Annotated in this window: 4 protein-coding genes; 3 read left to right on the top strand and 1 reads right to left on the bottom strand. The window is 71.9% G+C overall.

Translation table 11 applies throughout. From position 1 onward, the window contains the following. The 3 genes from EHS43_RS40545 to EHS43_RS40530 form a co-directional block, all read left to right on the top strand. Positions 1-115 (top strand): acyl-CoA dehydrogenase family protein (locus EHS43_RS40545; protein ID WP_148104235.1); only part of this gene is annotated, 115 nt, incomplete at its 5' end. A 48-nt stretch (positions 116-163) separates the two neighbouring features. Beyond that, positions 164-1,036, top strand: coding sequence for an acyl-CoA dehydrogenase (locus EHS43_RS40540; protein WP_125195540.1), 873 nt, complete (start codon positions 164-166; stop codon positions 1,034-1,036). 509 nt (positions 1,037-1,545) lie between these two features. Further along, on the top strand, positions 1,546-2,007 hold the full coding sequence (locus EHS43_RS40530; RefSeq protein WP_125195541.1) for an ATP-binding protein: 462 nt from the start codon (positions 1,546-1,548) through the stop codon (positions 2,005-2,007). A gap of 315 nt (positions 2,008-2,322) precedes the next feature. Here EHS43_RS40530 and EHS43_RS40525 read toward each other — a convergent pair whose 3' ends face one another. Continuing rightward, complete coding sequence (locus EHS43_RS40525) at positions 2,323-3,249, bottom strand: cyclase family protein (RefSeq protein WP_125195538.1); 927 nt, start codon at positions 3,247-3,249, stop codon at positions 2,323-2,325. Between the last annotated feature and the right edge of the window lie 145 nt (positions 3,250-3,394).

Raw genomic sequence — 3,394 nt, 5'->3', positions numbered from 1 at the left:
GCCCTGGGTGCAGGACCGGTTGTCCTCGCTGTCGTACACGATCGCCGCGGGGACCTCGCAGATTCAGCGGAACATCGTGGCCGAGCGGATCCTCGGGCTGCCGAAGGGGCGGTAGTGGGTGTGGTCGCGTCGTGAGGACCAGGGCGGAGAAAGGGGCCGAGGGGTGCGGTTTCGACTGACCGACGATCAGCGGGCGTTGCGGGACGGAGTGCGCGGGCTGCTCGCGCGCCGGTTCGACGGTGAGGCGCTGCGGGCTGCCGTGGACTCGCCCGGTCTCGACCGCGCGCTGTGGCGCGAGTTGGGGGCCGCCGGAATCTTCGCCCTGCGGGTGCCGGAGGCGGACGGCGGGGTCGGACTCGGGCTGCCGGAGGCCGTGTTGGCCTTCGAGGAGGCCGGACGGGTGTTGCTGCCGGGGCCGCTGGTGGCCACCCACCTCGCGGCGGGCGTGGGGGCGGGGGCCGCCGAAGGGGAGGCCATCGTGACCGGCGTCGACCGGGACGGCCTCGTGGAGTGGCTGGAGGAGGCGGACGTCGTACGCGGGGACGCCGCCGGAGCCGTGGCCCTGAAGTCGGTGGATCCGCTCACCCCGCTGCACCGGGCGCCGGCGGCGGGCGCGCGTGCCGCCGATCCCGTCGCCGTGCTCCTCACCGCCGCCGAGCAGCTGGGCACCGCCACGCGCGCGTGCGAGCTCGCCGTGCAACACGCGCGGACCCGGGAGCAGTTCGGGCGGCCGATCGGGGCCTTCCAGGCGGTCAAGCACCTGTGCGCGCAGCTCCTGGTGCGGGCGGAGACGGCCCGGGCCGCGGTGTACGCGGCCGCCGTGACCGCGGACCCGGTGGACATCGCCGCGGCCCGGCTGCTGGCCGACGAGGCGGCCGAGCAGGGTGCCCGGGACTGTCTCCAGGTGCACGGCGGAATGGGCTTCACCTGGGAGTGCGAGGTGCATCTGCTGCTGAAGCGGGCCTGGGTGCGGGCCCGGCGGGGCGGTGGCGGTGCCGAGGGCGAGGAGTTGCTCGCCGCCGATCTGCGCGCCTGAGGCGTCCTCGGCCCGCCCGGTCGCCGGTGTCCCCGGAGCGGATGTCGCGGATCGTGGCACACCGGAATCACGGAGCGTTGATATCGGGTTGTGTCCTATGTGTGACTCGTCACGTCCTGGAGTCGGCGGTCCGCTCCGGTACCTTGTGTGAGATGCGAGTGGTTCCGAGCAAGAGCCATGCCGGTGTTGCCGATGGGGCGGCGCCGGATCCGGCGGTGCGCGCCGCTGCTCGCAGGGCGGGAACGCCTGTGTCCACCGCCTGTTCGACTCCCTGTGGCGAGCGTCGCACAGTATCCCGCACGGGTACTCCTTCGCGCTGGAATATGCCCGAAGCGCTTGTTGGCGTGACTGTACGTCAACCATGCTGTCCCGTAAGGGATTCACGTTCTGTGACCCCGGCTTTGGTCGTTGTTCTGGTCATGCAAAAAATGGCTACGATCGTGGCCCTCGTGAAGCGCGAGGCCATGTGCCCGCCGGTTCGGATGGTGTGAGCGGTGCAGGTGCTTCAAGTGCAGCTGGAGATCCGGCCCGACCCCGCAGAGGTGGGGCGAGCGCGGAGGTGGGCCCGCTCGCGGCTCGCCGGCTCCGGGATAGAGGTCGACGAACCGGTCGCCGAGACCTTGATCCTGCTCGTGTCCGAGCTGGTCACCAACGCCGTGGTGCACACGGGCCGTCCGGCCGTGCTGCGGCTGCACCTGCCGGGCACCGACGGGGAGACGGCCACGGTGCGTCTGGAGGTCGCCGACCGCAGCGGCCGGGCCCCGGTGCCGCGCTGTGCGGACGGTGACGCGACCGGCGGCCGCGGCCTGGCCCTCGTCGACGGCCTCGCGGACCGCTGGGGCTGGAGCCCCGAGGGCGTCGGCAAGAGCATCTGGTGCGAACTCGACCGCTGCGACCGGCCGCGCAAGACCGCCGAGGCGTACGGCATCGAGACCTCGGCCTACGAGGGGTTCGCGTACGAGGCGGTGTGACCGGCGCACGGTCGCAGGGGTCGCCGTCATCCCCTTCCCGCCGCGGCGCGGTGCGCCGGGACGTGCACCCGTGCGCGGTCGTGGCAAAAGGGCCGTAAGGAACAAATCCCCGTTCGGGTGTTGACGCAGCGTGTTCGATTGATGACGCTGGTGGTCAGCGATTCGCCGTGAGGGGACGCCGGGGGTTCCGGTGACGGGAACCCTCGACGAGTGCGGGTCGTGACGCGGTGTCGATTTCCTCAGGGCGGAAGGAAGTCGATGACGGCGGCGCGCGATGCCGTGCTCGGGGCGGACGGGCGCGCCGCCGGCCGACTCTCACAGCAGGGCCACCGGGGCCACGGGCGTGCCGGTCGCGCCGACGAACGGCTCGGGCATCGCCGACAGCAGGAACGCGTACCGGCCGACTTCTCCACAGGCTGTGGACAACTCTTCCAGGTTCCAGTTCTGACCCTGCAGCATCCCCATCTCGACCAGGTCCAGCGCGTGCACGGGCAGCCACAGGTCCTCGATCTCGGGCGGGAAGATCTCGAACGTGAGGGTGTCGTTGGCGACCGCGGCCACATCGCGCGCGTGGAACCACTCCGGAGTGCGGACCGACAGACCCGGCGACGGATAGGCGTACCCCTCCCTGTCCCCCGCGAGATACACCTGGACCTGCCCGGTCCGTACGAGCACGACGTCCCCGGCGCGCACCCGCGTGCCCGCGAGTTCCTCGGCCGCCTCCAGGTCCTCCGGGGTCACGGAGTGGCCGCCGGCGAGCCGGTCCACGCCCCGCGCGCGGGCCACGTCGAGCAGCACTCCGCGCGAGACGACGTGCCGCGCCTTGTCGATACCGGCGAACTCGGCACCGCCGTGCGGGGTGATGGTGCCGGCCGGGCGGCCGTTGTAGAGCAGGCCGGAGTGCGAGACATGGGTGAGCGCGTCCCAGTGGGTGGCCGCCTGCAGGCCCATGGTCACCGCGTCGTCGCTGCACGCGACCGTCCCCGGGCCGAAGAGCTCCTGGTTGATCTGCACCATCGCGTGCAGCGGGTTGACCCGGCCCGGCATCATCCCGCTCTGCACGCCGTCCTGCTTCAGGGGGAGCGCCAGGGGGACGCGCAGGCCGGTGCGGACGGTCGCCGCGGCCTCGCGCACGACCTCGTCGGTGATCAGGTTCAGGGTGCCGATCTCGTCGTCGGCTCCCCAGCGCCCCCAGTTGTTGACGCGTTTGGCGATGTCGTGGAACGCGGCCGGAAGTGACATCGGGCCCTCCCCGGGGCTTGTGTCCGCACATCTGACGGGTCATAAAATCTAACGGTCCGTCAGAAACCGCGGGAAGGGGCCGGGCGTGGGGAACTTCTTGGCAGGCAAGGTCGTCGCCGTGACCGGCGCGGGACGGGGCATCGGG

Origin of the sequence: Streptomyces sp. RP5T, assembly GCF_003933965.1 — a bacterium.
Classification (GTDB): Bacteria; Actinomycetota; Actinomycetes; order Streptomycetales; family Streptomycetaceae; genus Streptomyces.
Note: the sequence above shows the minus strand (reverse complement) of the source record. Positions and strands in the feature narration are given on the sequence as shown.

Coding starts and splice junctions, on each gene's coding strand:
- EHS43_RS40525 (WP_125195538.1), bottom strand. CDS start 3,249: ATGTCACTTCCGGCCGCGTTCCACGACATCGCCAAACGCGTCAACAAC.